16 protein-coding genes are annotated in these 16,803 nt (G+C 45.8%); 8 read left to right on the forward strand and 8 right to left on the reverse strand.

Translation table 11 applies throughout. The features are described 5' to 3' along the window. Positions 1-35: 35 nt before the first annotated feature. The 6 genes from dnaB to WCW_RS08555 all read left to right on the forward strand — a co-directional run bounded on the left by dnaB (position 36) and on the right by WCW_RS08555 (position 5,750). Entirely contained in the window at positions 36-1,487 is a 1,452-nt protein-coding gene (gene dnaB / locus WCW_RS08535; protein WP_013182816.1) for a replicative DNA helicase, read from the forward strand. A 96-nt stretch (positions 1,488-1,583) separates the two neighbouring features. After that, positions 1,584-1,673, forward strand: coding sequence for an AURKAIP1/COX24 domain-containing protein (locus tag WCW_RS10025; protein WP_079891178.1), 90 nt, complete (start codon positions 1,584-1,586; stop codon positions 1,671-1,673). A 61-nt stretch (positions 1,674-1,734) separates the two neighbouring features. Beyond that, positions 1,735-3,576 carry a tRNA uridine-5-carboxymethylaminomethyl(34) synthesis enzyme MnmG gene (gene mnmG / locus WCW_RS08540; RefSeq protein ID WP_013182817.1) on the forward strand — a complete coding sequence of 614 codons (1,842 nt, stop codon included), beginning with the start codon at positions 1,735-1,737 and terminating at the stop codon, positions 3,574-3,576. Beyond that, positions 3,573-4,289 (forward strand): lipoate--protein ligase family protein, encoded by a 717-nt coding sequence (locus WCW_RS08545; RefSeq protein ID WP_013182818.1) that lies wholly within the window; start codon positions 3,573-3,575, stop codon positions 4,287-4,289. Before mnmG ends, WCW_RS08545 begins: the two co-directional genes overlap by 4 nt. Before the next feature lie 4 nt (positions 4,290-4,293). Beyond that, positions 4,294-5,022 carry a 23S rRNA (guanosine(2251)-2'-O)-methyltransferase RlmB gene (gene rlmB / locus WCW_RS08550; protein ID WP_013182819.1) on the forward strand — a complete coding sequence of 243 codons (729 nt, stop codon included), beginning with the start codon at positions 4,294-4,296 and terminating at the stop codon, positions 5,020-5,022. A 50-nt stretch (positions 5,023-5,072) separates the two neighbouring features. Then, on the forward strand, positions 5,073-5,750 hold the full coding sequence (locus tag WCW_RS08555; protein WP_013182820.1) for a hypothetical protein: 678 nt from the start codon (positions 5,073-5,075) through the stop codon (positions 5,748-5,750). A gap of 58 nt (positions 5,751-5,808) precedes the next feature. Here WCW_RS08555 and WCW_RS08560 read toward each other — a convergent pair whose 3' ends face one another. From WCW_RS08560 to WCW_RS08580, 5 genes are all read right to left on the reverse strand, one after another. Further along, entirely contained in the window at positions 5,809-6,603 is a 795-nt protein-coding gene (locus tag WCW_RS08560; protein ID WP_013182821.1) for a hypothetical protein, read from the reverse strand. Between the two features lie 246 nt (positions 6,604-6,849). Continuing rightward, the gene (locus tag WCW_RS08565) at positions 6,850-8,295 is read right to left on the reverse strand and encodes an ArnT family glycosyltransferase (RefSeq protein WP_013182822.1); all 1,446 of its coding nucleotides are present in this window, start codon (positions 8,293-8,295) and stop codon (positions 6,850-6,852) included. Positions 8,296-8,307: 12 nt separating this feature from the next. Beyond that, positions 8,308-9,075, reverse strand: coding sequence for a succinate dehydrogenase iron-sulfur subunit (gene sdhB, locus WCW_RS08570; protein WP_013182823.1), 768 nt, complete (start codon positions 9,073-9,075; stop codon positions 8,308-8,310). A gap of 8 nt (positions 9,076-9,083) precedes the next feature. Further along, positions 9,084-10,988: a succinate dehydrogenase flavoprotein subunit gene (gene sdhA, locus WCW_RS08575; protein ID WP_013182824.1), complete on the reverse strand. Its 1,905-nt coding sequence runs from the start codon at positions 10,986-10,988 to the stop codon at positions 9,084-9,086. A gap of 1 nt (position 10,989) precedes the next feature. After that, positions 10,990-11,970: a succinate dehydrogenase/fumarate reductase transmembrane subunit gene (locus tag WCW_RS08580; protein WP_013182825.1), complete on the reverse strand. Its 981-nt coding sequence runs from the start codon at positions 11,968-11,970 to the stop codon at positions 10,990-10,992. 129 nt (positions 11,971-12,099) lie between these two features. On the opposite strand from WCW_RS08580, the gene mnmE reads away from it, so the two are divergent. Both mnmE and nth read left to right on the forward strand, forming a co-directional pair. Next, the gene (mnmE, locus tag WCW_RS08585; protein ID WP_013182826.1) at positions 12,100-13,458 is read left to right on the forward strand and encodes a tRNA uridine-5-carboxymethylaminomethyl(34) synthesis GTPase MnmE; all 1,359 of its coding nucleotides are present in this window, start codon (positions 12,100-12,102) and stop codon (positions 13,456-13,458) included. Next, positions 13,455-14,069, forward strand: coding sequence for an endonuclease III (gene nth, locus WCW_RS08590; RefSeq protein WP_013182827.1), 615 nt, complete (start codon positions 13,455-13,457; stop codon positions 14,067-14,069). Before mnmE ends, nth begins: the two co-directional genes overlap by 4 nt. On the opposite strand, the gene ruvA is transcribed toward nth, so the two are convergent. From ruvA to WCW_RS08605, 3 genes are read right to left on the reverse strand one after another with little or no spacing between them, the layout of a single operon-like run. Beyond that, entirely contained in the window at positions 14,056-14,664 is a 609-nt protein-coding gene (ruvA, locus tag WCW_RS08595; protein WP_013182828.1) for a Holliday junction branch migration protein RuvA, read from the reverse strand. The two genes, nth and ruvA, sit on opposite strands and share 14 nt — an antisense overlap. Then, positions 14,661-15,140: a crossover junction endodeoxyribonuclease RuvC gene (ruvC, locus tag WCW_RS08600; RefSeq protein ID WP_013182829.1), complete on the reverse strand. Its 480-nt coding sequence runs from the start codon at positions 15,138-15,140 to the stop codon at positions 14,661-14,663. Before ruvC ends, ruvA begins: the two co-directional genes overlap by 4 nt. Beyond that, positions 15,137-16,669 carry a coiled-coil domain-containing protein gene (locus tag WCW_RS08605; RefSeq protein WP_013182830.1) on the reverse strand — a complete coding sequence of 511 codons (1,533 nt, stop codon included), beginning with the start codon at positions 16,667-16,669 and terminating at the stop codon, positions 15,137-15,139. The genes ruvC and WCW_RS08605 overlap by 4 nt, the downstream gene beginning before the upstream one ends. Positions 16,670-16,803 lie beyond the last annotated feature (134 nt).

Here is a 16,803-nt window from a genome sequence, read left to right on the forward strand (position 1 = left end):
TGCAAGTTTTCACGAAATTTTCTATCCTATCACCCATGGCCCCACAAAATTTGAAAGTTAAAATCCCTCCTAACTCCAAAGAAGCTGAAATGATGGTGCTTGGATGCATGCTCACAAGCATCAACGCCCTCAATATCGCAGCCGATAAACTCCACGACTTCGACTTCTACTTCACCGAACATAAACTGATCTTTAACTCTCTAAAATCCGCTTACAAAAGCGACAAACCTGCCGATATCCACATCATCTGCGAAGATCTGAAACGACAAGGACAGTTAGAAGCGGCTGGCGGCGCTGCCTACCTTACCACCCTTGCACAGTTCGCAGGCACTTCAGCCTATATCGAAGAATATTGCCGGATTGTACACTCCAAATCAGTCCTGAGAAGAATCATCAACACCTCTCACATCATCGAGAAAAATGCCCTCGAAGAACCCGATGATGTTGAAAACGTCCTCGACGAAGCCCAAAAACTGCTGTTTGAAATCGGTAAATCGGCCAATTCAGGCGATGCAGTCCTCCTAAGCGAAATCATCACAGGAACAAAATCGGAGTCTGGCGTCCACTACCTGAAAGAACTGCAGGAAAGGCAAGAAAAATATCAAGAAAGGGGCGATGAAGACCCTGGCATTACTGGAATTCCAACCCATCTAGCCGATCTGGACAAAATGATCAATGGCTTCAACAACTCAAACTTGATGATCTTAGCAGCACGGCCGGCAATGGGAAAAACCGCCCTTGCCATCAACATTGCCGAAAATATCTGTTTTAAAAACAAGATACCTGTCGGCATCTTCTCACTGGAAATGAGCGCGGAACAGCTCGTCCACCGCCTCATCTGCTCTCAAGCAGAGGTAGAATCGGACAAAATCAAAACCGGTTCCCTTGACGGCCACGATTACCAAAGGATCGTTGAAACCATTAACCATATCCAGGATCACCCCTTGCTGATTGACGACCAGCCCGGACTCTCTATTAACGACTTGCGCGCCCGCGCCCGTCGAATGAAAGAGACCCACAACATTGGCTTCCTCGTCATCGACTACTTGCAGCTGCTCAGTGGATCAGGCAATAATAAGAACGGAGACAATCGACAGCTTGAAATCTCTGAAATTTCGCGAAACCTGAAAAATCTTGCCAGGGAGCTCAATCTTCCCATCCTTTGCCTCTCCCAGCTTTCCCGAAAAGTAGAGGAACGTCCAGGACACCGCCCCATGATGAGCGACCTGAGGGAATCAGGATCGATCGAGCAAGACAGCGACCTGATTTTCTTTCTTCTGCGCCGCGAATACTACGATCCTATGGACAAACCGGGAATGGCAGAACTGATCGTGGCCAAAAATCGGCACGGCTCCATCGGCACAGTCAACCTCACCTTCCGCAAAGAGATCGCCCAATTTGCCAACTACACACCCATTGGAATGGATCATGAGCCTCAAGGAGGCAAACATCCATATGAGGGAAGCAGCAATTACGCAACTTTTTAGAATATCTTTACTTTATCTCCCCTCTTAGATAGAATTTCTCTCGTGCATGCATTTGCATGATGACAAAAATATTATTTGAACTCAACTGGAGCGAACATGTCTTCTGTTAAAAAGAAGCGTAGAAAAAAAATCGCTAAGCATAAGCGCAAAAAGCGCAGCAGACGCGATCGGCATAAAAACAAATAAGCGACTTTTGGACATGATCTTTCATGTCCAAAAGAACGTTGTTATAAGATCTTGAATTGCTATGTGGAAATATCCCGCTGTTTATGATGTCATCGTAATGGGAGGAGGTCACGCAGGATGCGAAGCTGCGTTGGCTTCTGCTCGCATGGGAGCAAAAACTCTTCTCCTGACGATGAATCTAGACACTATTGGAAAGATGAGTTGCAATCCGGCTGTCGGAGGAATCGGTAAAGGGCACATGGTGCGTGAAATTGATGCTCTCGGCGGCGAAATGGGCAAAGTGATCGACTGCACAGGCATCCAATACCGTATGCTTAATGCCACCAAAGGGCCTGCCGTTTGGGCTCCGCGCGCCCAAGCAGACAAGGCTGCCTATCAATTCGAAATCAAACACAGATTGGAAAAGCAGGAAAACCTTGAAATTCATCAGGGAACCGTCGAAGAGATCTTTGTTGAAAACGACACGGTGCAAGGTGTCGCAACTAAAGAGGGGATCTATTTTACCGCCCCTACTGTCGTGATCTCCTCCGGAACTTTTATGAGAGGACTTCTCCACATTGGGGAGAGAAATTTCTCCGGAGGCCGTGCTGGCGACCAGCCCTCTGTTGGTCTATCCGGCTGCCTTAAAAAACTTGGATTCCATTTGGATCGGCTCAAAACGGGAACTCCGCCAAGAATCAACAAACGTTCAATCAATCTCAGTTTGACAGAAGAGCAGCCGGGAGAAGAAGGTATCCGCTTCTCCTTTGATGACGAAGGGAAAAGGAAGCTGCCGCAAGTCTCCTGCTACATCACTTATACAACGCAGGAAACTAAACAGATCATCCTTGACAATATCCACCGCTCTCCCCTTTATTCCGGAAAAATTCAGGGAGTAGGTCCTAGGTATTGCCCCTCAATTGAAGATAAAGTTGTACGGTTTTCAGACAAGGAGCGCCATCAACTCTTCTTGGAGCCTGAAGGGCTTCAAACTGAAGAGATCTATGTCAATGGCATTTCTTCTTCTTTGCCTCTTGATGTGCAGTACGCTTTTATCAAGAGCATTCCCGCTCTTAGGAATGCAGAGATCACTCGTCCTGCCTATGCTATCGAATACGACTATGTCACAAGCGGGCAGATCAAACCCAGCCTTGAGAGCAAAAAAGTGGAAGGGCTGTTTTTAGCAGGCCAAATCAACGGCACAACCGGCTACGAAGAGGCTGCAGCTCAAGGCCTTCTCGCAGGCATTAATGCGGCAAGCAAAGTCGCCGGTCGAGAGCCCCTCATCCTCAAACGTTCGGAATCTTACATTGGCGTGATGATTGACGATTTAATCACTAAAGGGCTGGATGAACCCTACAGGATGTTCACAAGCCGCGCGGAGCATCGATTACTTCTTAGACAAGACAACGCTGATCTGCGTCTGCGCAAATACGGCTATGCTTACGGGTTAATTGACCAAAAGCGTTGGGAAACGCTTTGCCTTAAGGCTGAGACAATCGAGTGGGAAATGACCCGTTTTGAAAAAACGTTTAAACAGGTAAACGGCAAGGGATTTTCTCTGGCTCAGTTGCTTAGACGCCCGGAAATGACGTACGAATCTTTGCTTGAAACCTATCCTGAAGCTGTCGTGGACCACGGTGAAGAGATCAATTTTCAAATCGAGCTTAATCTGAAATACTCAGGATATATCAGTCGGCAGAACACGGAAATCGAAAGAATCTCGCAAGTAGAAAATTTGCGCGTCCCTGAACACTTCGATTTTAATCAGGTTTCAGGCTTACGCAATGAAGCGAAACAAAAATTGTGCCGGCACAATCCCTTAACTCTAGGGCAAGCTTCGCGCATTTCAGGCGTTTCTCCTGCCGACATTTCGGTTCTCATTGTCGAGCTGACAAAAAGAGAACGGCAAACGATCGCATGAAACCCGCTATCCACTTCCTTCGACTCAATCACTGCCCCATTTTCAAACAACTGCAACTTGAAGAAGCTCTTCTAAGAGTGGATAAACGCAATTGGTGCATCATCAATGAGGGAACTCCTGACGCCATTGTCATGGGCATTTCAGGGAAACCGGAAGAGTTCATCAATCAAAAGCGGTTTGAAAAGCATCCTGTCCCTGTGATTCGACGATTCAGCGGAGGTGGATGCGTCTATGTCGATCGCGATACCTTTTTCGTTACCTTGATCCTTAATCATACAAGCTCACCAGCCCAACCTTTTCCACAACAGATCCTCTGTTGGACCAAAGAACTGTATCAACCATTGATCGGCGATCCTACGTTTTGCGTGCGGGAAAACGACTATGTGATTGGGGAACATAAATTTGGCGGCAACGCGCAATACATCGTTAAAAATAGATGGCTGCACCACAGCAGCCTTCTATGGGATTTTTGCCCCGATAAAATGGAACATCTTAATCTGCCTTCTAAAAGGCCTGATTACCGTTCAAATCGTTCCCATAAAGAATTTCTCTGCACATTGAAACCGAGATTTTCTTCCAAAGAGACTTTCTGGGAACAGCTGGAAAGTTCTTTATCCTCAAAATTCCATATTGATCGAGTTTCTTTGAATGAAGCGGAAGCAGCTCTTGCCGCACCTCATAGAAAAGCAACGGAACAACTAATAGACGGATAGGTTCATGCAAAAAAAATACTGGATTATGGGAAAAAACTGCATTGAAACAATTTTGGATCACTCTCCTGAAAGAATTATCGAATTTTTTACCGCAAAAAAAGATTCTGACCCGCTTCTTGAAAAAGTCCGATCAAAAGGGATTAAGATCAAATTAGCCAGCAAACAGAAGCTCTTTGATCTTGTAAATTCCGATTCACACCAGTCCTACGTGGCTCTAGTCAAGGCTGTCGACTCGCCAGATCTTAAACAATTCCTTCGTGAAAATCACCGATTGGTTTTGATGCTGGACAATATCAACGATCCACAAAATTTGGGAGCGATCTTGAGAGCTGCTGAGTGCTTCGGCGTGGACGCTGTCATCTGGTCGAAAAACCGCGGTTGTTCATTAACCCCCTCCGCAGCTAAAGCCGGTGTTGGAGCTTCTGAACTTGTTCCAACAATTGTGGTATCCAACCTTGCCGAAACGGTAAAAAAATTTCAAAAATCAGGCTACTTTGCCGTTACAGCAGAAATTTCAGATAGGGCAAGCCCCCTCAATGCATTTCAATTTCCCGAAAAAACCCTGTTGATTATGGGATCGGAAGGGAAAGGAATTCAACCACTGATCAGCAAGCTTGCTGACGAGCAAGTCTATATTCCGATGTCTGGAAAGATCGACTCTCTAAACGTTTCCCAGGCAACTGCAGTTCTATTGTCACATTACCAAAAATGTTTTTTTGATTTAAAAAAATAAATAAAAATGATACAATCACTCTTTATCTTAATCATTTTTGAGAGATTTTTATGAAATCAATAAAATACATATTTTTTCTTTTTCTATTTAATTTTTCTGTTAAAGGACAGGCTATTGAACAGCCACACACACCCTTTATGATACCTGCTCCCAATCCTGTTCTAGAAGAAATGCAAGAAGTGGAATTCTTATTGGCAGAAGAGAAAAAAACCCGCTTCCTTTCAAAGAAGAGCGTAGACCCTTTCTGGATTCATCACGTCGTACAAATGAAGGAAAACGGTTACGAAATTATTTTGGAAGACGATTCCACCTGGTCAATTGGGTGGTTTTGGCGCTCTCGTTTGAGCAATTGGGAGGAATCCGATGACATTGTGCTTAGCTATCATTGCTCCACTTGTTTTCCCAACTATATGAAGTTTCATAATCTGACTAAAGACAGTGTTGTCTGGGGAAGCCTGGAGGCTTTTCCAAGAGCAAGTTCTCTTCAATCGCAATATATTCTAGAAATTAATCGTCACTCTTCAGAAGTGACCCTTAACAATGGCTCCCGCTATAAATCTTCCGTAGATGGAACGTTCAGAAATTACAAGGAAGGCGATCTGATTATCACTTGTTTTGTCATCGATCCTCCCGATTCAAAAATGGTATCGGACATGGCAATATGGAACTTTTATGCCGGAAGCATTAGTTGGGATATAAATCCCGTCGGAAAACCGACTCTGAAGTGATAGAATTTATTTAAAAGCCGTGTGTCATGAGAAGATTTTCTACTCATGCCGCGGCTATTCAATCAGCAGCCGCTGAACAATACTCTTCTAAAACTATCTGAAGGAAATTCTCATTATTTAGGATATCCTCAAGCTTTTCTTGTGTTTGTGAATAATTTTCAATTAATTTTTGAGTTTCCTGCGTATGGGGGTTAGCTCGAAATACTGGAGGATTAGGGGTGTTTTTATTCTTCTTTGTCCTTATCAGATCTTTAAAAACGACCCAATCAGGACTTTCTTTAGGGTCATTAATTGTTCGTTTTGCAAACTCGGAAGCATTACCTTCCCCATATCCCAAAAGAACCCCCATTCTGAGGTGATAGCCCCCAACATCTTCTTTTGAAAAGAGCTCCACCTTTTCATTATTTATAAATGCTTTTTCGTCATAGTGATCTGGAAAGAGATCTGAATGAAGGAAAATTTTTTTGTAAAATTCCGATTTATTAATCAGAATTAAATCAACATACTCCTTTCCTACCACAAGAGAACGTTCTTCAAAAAAATATTTTTCACTTGAAAACTTCCCTTGATGTTTTTTCCATGTTTTATATGCTTCAACAAAATCTTCATCCACACTGAAGTAAGGCCGTTTTCTATCGTACTCAGGTATTGCCAGCCAATAAAGCATCGAAACTGGTTTTTCACCAAACAACGTATAACCAAATCCATATTGCTTGATGAGTTTTTCAAAAAAATAACAAATTTTTTTTTGATCTTCAGCAGATATATTCTGCAATCTTTCCGAAACATTAACGGTAGCTTCCACTTTTAATAAGAAGCTTACAAGGGTAAAAAAAAGAAATATTTTTTTCATGAATAAATTCAAATCAGAAATTTGTGGCGAGAAGCAAAAAGCCGTGCGCAGGGTATGAAAAGATCTGCTATCAACAGGCTTGTATAAGTGGGTTCAATTCCCGAGGGTCGAGTTCGTAAGGATTTCCTCTGAATCTCTCAGCCCGGAGTCAAGATCCCTTAAGCAGTTAAAATAGGTTGATCAGCATCCGTCTTTCCGCCTACACCCATGCCACGGCTACTTTTATTATACCATGCCGAGAGATATTTAGTACAACGCAAGATCCTTAGGCTCCTGCCCACGATATCCCCGACATCTAACAATTAACAAAGCCTTGACAACCTTGCCATCCTGTTTAATGAGCGGCACGATGCGGGCAAGGTCGATTGTGGAAAAATAAGGGGACAATCTCTCAACATGCTGCTTTGGATCAAGCTGCTCCAAATGAGGGAAATTTTCTGCTGCAACGTAATACCCATTTTGATTTAGCTGCTCATCTGCCATCGAAGGCCAGTAGGAAAATTGATTTTTCCGAACTCCCTGAAGGTTTAAAAAATAGGCGCGTTTCTTCTCCGGAGAGTAAAAACTCAGCAAACTGCTCATCTGATACTTATCTGAGAAAAGAAAATCGTTTTTAGGGTTGTAGCCAGCTTCAAGCAATGCCTCTTCCATACGTTCCCAAGCTAGATTATGCTTGAAAGGGTTCATCTTATATGGCAGCCAACCAGAAAAAGGGAGCCAAAGAGCCACAACCGTTAAGATCACGGAAAGAACCACACCTCCAATCAGCCATTTCTTCGCACGCTCCAAAGCATACCAGGATAAGAGAACAAATCCGGTCGGATAGGCAAAAACCACCCAATTCCCCTGCATCTTTTGTTTAATGGCCATTAACGAATAAATGAGGAGAAGAATAGCGGTCACTGCTCCGCAGAAAAGCAATGAAGGCCTCATTTCATCCAGGCGGCGAAACAGTGAAATGACAGCGAGTATCAGCAAAATAAACAGGATAGGAGAAATAAGCGCTGCTTGTGCTCCGACAAAATCCCAGAAATTTCCACTAGAAGCGGTATGGGCATGCCCGCCTTTCATAGTATTAAACACATGCTGAAACGTTGCCCAATCGTGCTGCCAATTCCAAATAACACTTGGCAGCAAGCCAAGCAAAGAGATGGCTACTCCCCATAGCAATTTTAATGAACGCATTTTACGAAAAAAGGGAACAAATACCCACAAAAGATAGATGGGCCACTTGAACAAAGCTCCACAAGCGATCACAAATCCTAATAACAATACCCTCCCCTGAACAATCATAAGACAGCCTAGAGTCCAGAATAAAACCAGGCCGCCATCTGTGGTTGCTAGTAAACTTCCTAAAATCCCAAGAGGAGAAAAAGCAAAAGCAATCGCTGCCCAAAAGGCGGCAGACTCGCTCAAGCGACAGCTCTTAGCAAGGAAATAAATGGCAATAGGAATGAGGAAATTGAGCACAACGGCCATAAACCGCACACCAAGTTCGGTATCTCCGAAAATCTGCGTCCCCATCCAGATTTGCCAAGCGATTCCAGGAGGCTTGCTGTAATATCCCCAATCGAGCGCTTTGCTCCACGTCCAGTACTGCGCCTCATCCGGACCCAAACCAAGCAGTCCAGAATGGATGAAAAAAAGAGCAAACAGCGCTTTAACTCCAAGAAATAAACAGAGCCTTCTCATAGGATATATCGATTATTCCCTATCAGGAAAACTAAAAAGATCGCTTAACGCTTGCAGGGTCACATCGCGCCCAATTGCTGCAATTGCATCTGTCAAAGGGATCTTTTTCGGGCACACTCTCACACAATTTTGTGCATTCCCGCAGTCACTGATCCCCCCTTTCTCCATCATGGGACGCAGCCGCTTGCCTTTTTGCATTTTTCCGGTTGGGTGCGCATTAAACAGACGCACCTGTCCAAAAATCTGCGGCCCGACAAAATCGTTTTTAAGGCTTGCCTGAGGACACCCTTCGACACAGCAGCCGCAAGTCATGCAGGTGGATAGCGTATACATGATCTCTTGTTTCTCAGGGCTGATCTTCGGCCCTGGCCCCTTGTCATAAATTCCGTCTACATCGATCCAGGCATGCACTTTCTTCAAGTTGTCAAACATCGAGGTGCGATCAACCATCAGATCTCGAATCAACGGAAATTTTGTAAATGGCGCCACTGTGATGACACGGCTTCCTGTTTCCTTGATGATCTTGTTGATCACCGCTGTGCAGGATTGCCTGGGATAGCCGTTGACAAGCATCGAACAGGAGCCGCACACCTCCTCCAAACAACCAGACTCCCAAACAACCGGCTCAACCTTTTTCCCTTTGCGGTTGATCGGATTTTTCTCAATCTCCATGAGCCCGGAAATGATATTGGACATCGGCCGCAAGCCTAGTTCAAACTCTTCCCAGTACTGTTTTCCAGGAGTGCCTCGATAAATTTTTAAGATGTATGTTTTTTCCATTCAATTCCCTATATGGGTAACTTGATGTTCTCCGGCACGTTTTGCAACGTCGGCTTCACCTTTTTCGCTTTGGTATAATCCCGCTGAATTCCCTTTGGATCAAGATGACGCGTGTCAACTTTTTCATAAGAAAGCATCGGCTCATCTTGTTTCGGGTCATAAACTGCAATGGTTGTTTTCAACCAATTTTCATCATCTCTCATCGGGAATTCCGGCTTAAAATGCGCCCCTCGCATCTCGTCCCGTTCGCGCGCGCCTTTGGCAATGATCGCAGCAAGGTCAAGCATCGCACGAAACTGGTTCGCAAAAATGTAGGTCTTATTTGCAAAGCGGGAACGGTCATCCAAAGAAATGTTGCGATAACGTCTTTTAAGCTCTTGGATTTTTGCAAGCGTTTTATCCAACTCTGCATTATTCCGCTTAACAGTGACATTTTTTACCATCACTTGTGCAAGCTCATCATGAAGTTTGTGCACATTCTCAACTCCGTCGCGAGACATCAAGTCTTCCTTAAATTCCTCTTCTGCCTTGAGCTCCCGTTCAAAATATTTAGAAGAAACCTCGCTTCCAGGCTTGCTTAGAGACTTCAAATAATTCGGCACTTCAACTCCGGCAACCAATCCTCCAAAAATACAAGAAAGAAGAGAGTTGGCCCCTAAGCGATTAGCCCCATGATATTGATAATCCGACTCTCCGACATTAAAACAGCCGGGGATATTCGTCATTTGCCGAAACCGTTCAGCACGATCCGGATCGTCTGCCGCCGGCCAGTCAACCCAGGCGCCGCCCATGGAATAGTGGACAGCCGGAAAAATTTTCATCGGAACTTTACGCGGATCGTCTCCGGTAAATTTTTTGTAAATTTCAAGCACAGCCTCAAGGTTGTGCTGCTTCTTAGCGCTGAGTTCGGTAATGTCAAGATAAACTTGATCCTGGCCATCAATTCCCAGTCCCATCTCACAAATTCTGAGCACTTCGCGCGCGCCAATATCCCTAGGAACGAGGTTGCCGAAAGCAGGATACATCTCTTCCAGGAAATACCACGGCTTTCCGGTTTCTCCGCACGGGATCATCCTGCCATCAGGCCCTTCGATTTTCTTAGAGGAATCGCCGTAAACCCAAACTCGTCCTCCTTCACCTCTGATCGACTCCGACATCAAGCGCAGCTTGTCCTCGCCCGGAATGGCAGAAGGGTGGATCTGAATAAACTCGCCATTGGCATATCTCATCCCCTGCCGCCATAAACGGCCATTAGCAGCCCCTGTGCAAAAAGTGGAATTGGTCGATAATTTAAAGATCAGCCCCGGCCCTCCGGTGGCAATCACGACAGCATCTGCTTTCAAAACATCAAGCTTGAGGTTGAACAGATCCATGTAGACAATGCCGCGGGCAACCCCGTTTTCATCAAGCACAAGACGCATAAACTCATGATTCTCAAATTTTTCCACGCGCCCTTTCGCCTCGTGCCGCCGCACTTGTTCATCTAAACAGTAGAGCAGCTGCTGCCCGGTAGAAGCGCCGCAAAAGGCTGTGCGATTATAGAGAGTTCCCCCGAAACGACGAAAATCGAGGTTGCCCTCCGGAGTCCTGTTGAAGGTGCAGCCAGCCCGATCAAGAAAATGAATGATCTTGGGAGCTGCCATGCACATTTCGAGAATCGGAGGCTGGTTCGCGAGAAAATCCCCTCCCTTAATCGTATCATAAGCATGAATGATAGGAGAGTCATCCTCCCCTTTTTCGTTCATCGCCGCGTTAATCCCTCCTTGCGCGCAAACGGAATGGGATCTCTTACATTTGGTGACGGAAACGATTTTTACGTGGCATCCATCTTCTGCCAGCTTCATAGCAGCCGCCAGGCCGGCTAATCCGCCCCCAACGACGATGACTTGTTTCGGTTCGTGATCTTCTGTCATTTTAAAATCTCAAATTCACCCAATAGGTTCCCCAGATCGCAGCCAGCCCTAAAAAAGCAACGACGATCATCAATGTATTTGCTATTCCGCTCATCAATTTTTGCGAACGCTCCGTCAAGGAAACGCCCCAAGTAATCAGAAAAGTCCAGAGCCCGTTGAAAGCGTGGAAACAAGCGGATAAAACAAAAATCGTGTAGAGCACCATCATCAATGGCCACTTAAACGTTTCTCTGACAACCAGCAGCATCGCCGTGGCAAAATCGTGAGCTGCGACAATCACCTCCCCATTCTCAAGCGGCCTTGCCGTCAGTGCTCTCACAAATTCATCTTTTTCCAATACCTTCTGCCTTTCCAATAGCTCATACCCTTCCGGAATCTTTCTGAAATCGAAAAACGACAACCAGTTGTCTCCCAGAAATTCTTTGACATCGGGAGCCATTTTTCTTTCTACTTCGACCGCCTGCTCGTTATAGACTTTAAAATCTAGACGTTTGGACAATGTGTACAACCCTTCGTCAAATCCCACTCTCACCATGTAATGATGCTGGCCGTCGACCGTTGCAGAAATAGGCTGATTCACGAAACGCATCTGCACAACATGGGCAATGATGCCAAACAAAAGTACAAAAGAGGTGATTCTCTGCCACGTATACGCTTTATTTCTCTTGTACATGTGCAGCGAGGGGCGGGAGCCGTCGGTCTTAAAACTGTTGATGGAAGCATCACGAAGATACTGGATTCCCCAGATACCGTGGATAAGGATCGGAACACCTAGCAAACCGATCTCAATAACCGGAAGATAGGGAAGGTTGTGAATTTTAGTCACCATATGCACAAAACCGCTGCCGTCGTCTCCGATCCACAGCGCCGCTTGCGAGTTAGTCAATAAATGTTCCAGCAAAAAGATCACCAGCCATATACCGGTGAGCGAGTGGATCCTGCGCCAAAAAAAAGCTTTCGGCACTGAAGTCTCTACCGCCATCTGATCACTCCATACTAAATTAAGGCAAAGTCTATCAATTTTTTATGTGAAAATGAAGAAGTTTCCTAACAAACTGCCAATCAAAACTTTAATAGATTTTTTCAGGGAAATTTCTTATACTTACCACATATGAAATTTACATTGGACCATACAATCGCAGCCATCGCCACTCCTCCCGGCGAAGGAGGAGTCGCGGTTATCCGCATCTCAGGCAAGGAGTCGATTCCAATCGCCAACGCCATCTTTTCCGGCAGCATCGATAGCATGAAAAGCCACACAGTGCGGTACGGCCATATCCGTTGTCAAGGGGAACATATCGATGACGTCCTCCTGCTTGTCATGCGTGCTCCCCGCTCATACACTGGAGAAGACACGGTCGAAATCCACTGCCACGGCGGAAGCCTGATCACACGCAGAGTCTTGGACACGGTGCTTGCAGCGGGAGCCAAGCAAGCGCTTCCAGGGGAATTTACGTTCCGTGCTTTCATTCACAATAAACTCGATCTCTCTCAAGCAGAAGCTGTGCAGGAACTGATCGGAGCAAAAAACGAACGGGCACTGGACGCAAGTAAACAGCAATTGCAAGGACGCCTTTCAGATAAAATCCTCTCTTTCCAGTCCCAATTAAACAGCATTGCAGCGATTTTGGAAGCATGGGTGGATTTTCCGGATGAAGGATTGGAGTTTGCCAGCTTTGAAGAGGTGTGCAGCGATCTGGAATCCGTGATTGGGGAAATGAAGGAGCTTAAGTCCACTTATCACGATGGTAAAATTCTGCACGACGGCATTTCACTTTGCCTGATCGGCCGCCCTAACGTGGGAAAATCGTCGCTCATGAATGCACTTTTAGATAAAGAGCGGGCGATCGTTACCGACACACCGGGAACAACACGCGATATCGTCGAAGATTCATTAAGAATCAATGGGTTGAATTTCCGCCTGATCGATACGGCAGGAATTAGAGAAGGTGCCGAAACGATTGAGCAGGAAGGGATTCGCCGCTCCAAAGAGGCCTTGGAAAAAGCTGATCTTGTTTTGCTCGTGCTGGACGCTAAAAGAGGAGTCACTGCAGAAGATGAACAGTTAATCGACCTCGTCCCTAAAGGAAAAACGATAGCGGTTTGGAACAAAATCGATCTTCCTCATGATGAAGCGCCGCAGCTGGGAATTCCTTATATTGTCCCGATTTCCGCTAAAGAGAAAAAGGGGCTAAAGCAGCTGCATGAGCAGATCGACCGCGTTGTCTGGGAACATGGCCCTCCTTCAAAAGAAGAGATCTTGATCACGAATGTCAGGCATAAGGAATCGCTCTCTGATGCGATCGCTGCGTGTGAAAAAGTGCTTGAGGGCTTACGTTCAGACATTTCTCCGGAATTTGTTGCCTTCGATATGCGCGATTGTCTGGAAAACTTAGGAAAAGTGATCGGTACGGATGTAACTGAGGATATTCTATCAGCCATTTTTTCAAAATTTTGTGTTGGTAAATGAAAAAAGCGCAATTCATTCAAGAAACACTTGAGAAGCTGTATCCCAACCCGCCGATTCCGTTGACGCATCAAGATCCCTACACTCTTCTCATTGCTGTTTTGCTTTCAGCTCAGTGCACCGATGCACGTGTCAATCAGATCACCCCAATCCTTTTTCATCGCGCAGACACTCCGCAACAAATGGCAGTTGTTCCGGTAGAAGAGATTGAAGAGATCATCCGCCCATGCGGGCTGGCGCCGAAAAAGGCAAAAGCTATCCGCGGCCTTTCGCAAATCCTCCTGGACAAGCACAACGGCAACGTTCCGGACACATTTGAAGAATTAGAAGCGCTTCCGGGAGTCGGCCACAAAACCGCTTCCGTCGTGATGTCTCAAGCGTTCCACCATCCGGCATTTCCCGTGGATACCCATATTCATCGTGCAGCGAAAAGGTGGGGGCTGTCAAACGGTAAAAGCGTAGAGCAGACAGAAAAAGACCTGAAAAGAATCTTTCCCAAAAAAAGTTGGAACAAGCTCCATCTACAAATCATCTATTTTTGCCGAGAATACTGTCCGGCTAAAAAACACGATCCGGCTTTATGCCCTATCTGCTCGGTCGTTATACATTCTTGAGAGCATCCGTGATTAGCTCCGTTAAATCAATCGTCTCAGGAAAATTCGAAAGAGATTTTTTCAACGCTTTCTGAGCAGTGCTCTGGTTATATCCTAAGTTAAGCAAGGCGCTCATGGCATCGGCAATCTTTTGTCCACGCGAATCGGTACCGACTTGGATCGCAAAATCGGAAGGCAAAGAATATTTCCCTCCTTTCTGCACTTTATCCCTAAGCTCGATCACTAACCGTTGAGCGGTTTTTTTTCCGATTCCAGGCACTTTGCTGATCATTGCAACCTCTTGATTTCCAATGGCTGCATGCATCTCTTCTACCGACAGATGCCCGATCAGCGCAAGAGCAATCTTAGGGCCGATTCCTGACACAGTAGTCAGCTCTTCGAATAGATCTCTCTCCTCCGAATAAAAGAAGCCGTACAGCGTCTGCGACACCTCTCGCACCACCATAGATGTGTGAAGAAGAGCCTCTTGGCCAATCTGCGGAAGCTTGGGATAAGTGCTGGCGGGAATATGCACCTTGTAGCCGATTCCCCCTGTTTCAAGAATCGCAATGCCTGGAGTTGATTGGATAAGAATTCCGCGGATAAAATAAATCATTTAACAAACCTTTTTTGTTGCGCATGACAGATCGCAAGAGCCAGAGCATCTGCCGCATCCTCAGGGCTTGGAGGCTCCGGAAGATGCAGTAAATGCTGCACCATCGACTGCACTTGATGTTTACTGGCGCGGCCATTGCCGACAACTGCCAGCTTTGCTTTTGAAGGGGCATATTCATAAATCGGCACCCCTTTTTTTGCCCCGGCAATCATGACAGCCCCCCTCGCCATCCCAATTTTCATGGCGCTTTGCGGATTGTGTTTGACATACTGTGTTTCGACAACCAATGCATGCGGATCATGCTCTTCCAAAAGCGCGTAGACACTGTCATAAATGACGAGATAGCGATCTGGCAGCGCGTATTTGACCGGAGGGCGGATACATCCAAAATCGATCACGCGGAATCGCACGCCATCGAACTCGACAATGCCAAAACCGCAAACAACTGTCCCTGGATCGATTCCGAGAATAATCATTCGAAAAGATCTTTTTTATAATCTGACGAGAGGCCCGAACGGTCAAAAAGATCGTCCTGAATGGGCTTTGAAGCTGGCTTTGCAAGCGTTTTTTTCTTTGCTGCCGGCGTTTCCACAGGGGCAACAGGGGGAGCGGGGGGCGATGCAGACTCCATAAGGGAAGAGACCATCCCGATAGGCTGCCCGATAACTGTTCCAAGATTGGTCAGAAGCTGCTGCATATGCTGGTGCTTTTCTTCCACTTTGCGAAGCTCCCGAATCTCAGCTTCCACTTTCTGCAATTTTTCATGAGAGCGGAAGTACTTCTTTTCCACAGCTTCCATCTGCTGCACAACACTTTCTGCTTTTTCTTTCTCTTTATTAAGAAGAGTTTGTAATTCCGAGAGCTTCATTTTATAATCAACGATCTCTTCCTGAAGCCTTTCTCCCAGGCGATGCTTCTCCTCAACTCTTTCGGAAAGCTGAGATGCTTCCCTCACCTTTTTCGCCAAATGCTGCTGCGCTTCAATTGCTTCTCTTTCCTTTTCTTCAACCTTGCTTCGATACTGCTCTAACTGGGAGCGAATGGATTGAATCTGCTTTGCCAGAGCATTTAAGTTCTCCTCTCTTTCAGACTTTTCTCTTCTCTCCTGCTCAAGCCGCCTTTCCACTTCCTGTTTTTCCGCTTTTGCTGCCGCCATCTCTGTTTTCGAAGAATCAAGCGCCAGCTCCTTTCTTCTAATCTCAGCTCTCAGTTCTTCAACCTGTCTCTGAATCAAAGAGTTCTTTTCAAGCACAGTAGCCTTTTCATTGATCAGGTTTTGATAGTACTGCTTCAGCTCACGCGCTTCCCTTAAGCCTCGTACCAGGCTGTCCTTCATCTGGTCAAGATCGATCCGCAAGCTTTGATTTAACGCCTTTTGTTCATCGAGCTCGCTTTGCAAACGCACCTCTTTTGTCGAAAGGTTTTCCGTCTGATGCTTCTGCTGTCTGCACTGCTCATACATCTGTTGATTTTCTTTAGTTAGATGATCGACACTCTCTTTCAAGTGCCGGATCTCTTCCAGCATCGACTGCCGTTCCCCTTCTCCTCTGGTATTCAACAAATTTTCAAGCTTGCGGTTTTCATCGCTCAACCTTCTGAATCCCAATTCATAGTGTTTCAGGTCGGCGATCTTTCGATCCTTTTCCTGAAGCGCTGACTGGAGCTTGCGATTCAGCTCTCCCAGCTTATTCGGCTCCGATGAAACAGAAGCCACCTGCCCCTTTTTCACCATGTCCTTCAGCATTTGCTGCTGCTGAACAAGCGCTCGGTTTTCCTCTTGCAACTCTTCATATTTTTTTTGCAGCTGCGAGGAGCATTGCAGCTGTTCACGTTTAGCCAGCTCCTTCAGTGCTTGTTGATATTTTGTTTTGAAAGTGAGAAACAACCGCTTTAGCTTCAGCGTTTCCGACTCACTGCCGCCACTTAAGCTAATATTTTGCAAATCAGAAAGCTCCTGTTCCAAGATACTGGTCTGATTTTCCCCGAATAAGTCTTGGTTTGTCACAAAATGCTCCTTGATCGCCGATATAAAGAACTCATTTATAGCAAATCTTTCCGATTATCATAAAGCGCAAGTGTTGACGCGGCTCTTCTATCCAGTATATACTCGCAATAAACAATGCCAAGGATTCTTAACCT

Source organism: Waddlia chondrophila WSU 86-1044, assembly GCF_000092785.1.
Classification (GTDB): Bacteria; Chlamydiota; Chlamydiia; order Chlamydiales; family Waddliaceae; genus Waddlia; species Waddlia chondrophila.